2 protein-coding genes and 1 pseudogene are annotated in these 1710 nt (G+C 69.9%); all 3 read right to left on the bottom strand.

Features of this window, described 5'->3' with window-relative positions:
* Nucleotides 1–222: 222 nt before the first annotated feature.
* Complete coding sequence (locus ABZ454_RS38815) at nt 223–684, bottom strand: hypothetical protein (RefSeq protein ID WP_359544132.1); 462 nt, start codon at nt 682–684, stop codon at nt 223–225.
* A 230-nt stretch (nt 685–914) separates the two neighbouring features.
* Entirely contained in the window at nt 915–1274 is a 360-nt protein-coding gene (locus ABZ454_RS38810; RefSeq protein WP_359544131.1) for a hypothetical protein, read from the bottom strand.
* A 26-nt stretch (nt 1275–1300) separates the two neighbouring features.
* Nucleotides 1301–1710, bottom strand: a pseudogene (locus ABZ454_RS38805) (hypothetical protein); the annotation flags it as partial.

Raw genomic sequence — 1710 nt, 5'->3', positions numbered from 1 at the left:
GAGGGTCGTCGACCGGCCCATCTTGGCCAGGCCGGCGGCCGCGGTTGCGCCGGCCGCCTTGAAACTGGACGCGGTGCCGTTGACCTGGGCCCGAGCGGTCGCAAGGGTGCCGCGGAGCTGGGTCATGTCGCCCATGAGACGGACGACGACGGGCGGCAGCAGAGCACCGGACACGGCGCCACCCCCTTTCCCGGGGTTGGGCGCCAGCGGCGCGGATTTACGTCAGTGACGGGCCATGGCTGCACGCCAGGCGGAGTGATAGAGGTGCGTCAGCGCGCCAGAGGCGGCCAATTTCGCGTAGGCGGGGTGCACGTAGGGGCGGGCCGGCAGGACGGTGGCACCGCCGCGGCCGGTGACGCCGCCGAGTTCCTGGATCCGCCCGTAGACGGCCGTCGGCCCGATCTGGGCCTCCCACCGGCCGATACCGAGCGGCAGGGGGCCCTTCACGGTGATGGAGCGGCGCAGGGTGCCCGTCACGAGGGACGGCGGCTCCCCCGGGCTCGACGGCGTCGGCGTACCGCGCGGGTGCGACGACGTCGCCAGCGTCTTTTTGATCTCCCGCTCGAGGAGGTGGGACGCCTGCGCCGTCGCCAGCCGGGTGGCAGTGTCCAGTGATGCGACCATGCCCTGGAGGGCGTGGGTCAGTTGCGTGACGCCGAGGACGTCGATCGCCATGCCGGACATGCGGCCTCACTTCTGCTCGGCGTCGCGCATGGCCTTCTCGTGGGCGGCTTCCTTCGCCGAGTCGACCTCCAGGGCCATCCTCGGGAGCCAGGCGTCCAGCCATGCCGGGATCTCGTCGACCTGGGCAGGTGTCCACCGGTACCGCTCGGCGTACCAGAGGTACTCGTACGCCTCATCTACCGGTGTGATCGGATGCCCGGCCGGGACGTCGTGTCCCTCCAGCCGGGCCCTTAGCCGGCGGAGGGCTCGGTAGGGGACGCCGGGTCCTTCGCGTCCTTCGGGTCGGCCTTCTCCGGGAAGAACAGCTGCCGGGCCGGCTCGACGGACTCGGACAGGGCTTCGTCGTCCTCGAGCGGGACCAGGTCCAGCGACGTCGGGGACTCGCCCGGGATGGGGAAGGGGTAGGACCAGTCGATGATGAGGACCTGGAGCAGGCCGTTGATGAGGTCGAGGGCCTGGGCCAGGTCGCCGCCCTCGGTGTCCTTCACGGCGCGCATCGCGCGCTGCTTGTCGCCGCGGCGCAGGGTGTGGGGGTCGCGGAGCTGGACCCAGGCACCGGAGGGAAGGGGGACGCGTTCGGTGGTGGACATGGCTCTCCATTCGAGGGGGCGAGGGGTTAGTACGTGCCGTTCGGGACGTTGTTCGTGACGCTGACCTTGATCGGCGAGTAGCCGCCCGATCCGCCGGCGTTCGTGGTGTTGAACAGGGCCTGGAAGCTGTTGCCGTACTCGACGGCGAACTTCGATCCGTCGGCCTCGGAGTCGGTGAACGCCGCGATCTGGCAGTCGACCTGGAAGGCGATCTTGTTCGCGCCGGTGAGGCCGTTGTCGATGAGGAGTTGCAGCTGCGGCTGGGTGTTGTTGAGCATCCAGAGCAGCGGGGACTCGTCGGCGGCGACGAAGTTCAGCTTGCCTTCGACGGACAGGCCGCCGCGCTGGATGATGTACGGGGTCTGCGTGCCCGTGGCGGTGTAGTACGGGGCCAGTTCCCGCTTGATGTTCAGCTCGCCGTCGGTGACGGTCGAGA

It is taken from the genome of Streptomyces sp. NPDC005803 (genome assembly GCF_040630435.1).
Taxonomy (GTDB): domain Bacteria; phylum Actinomycetota; class Actinomycetes; order Streptomycetales; family Streptomycetaceae; genus Streptomyces.
The sequence above is the reverse complement of the archived record's forward strand: the minus strand, read 5'-3'. Positions and strand labels throughout refer to the sequence as shown.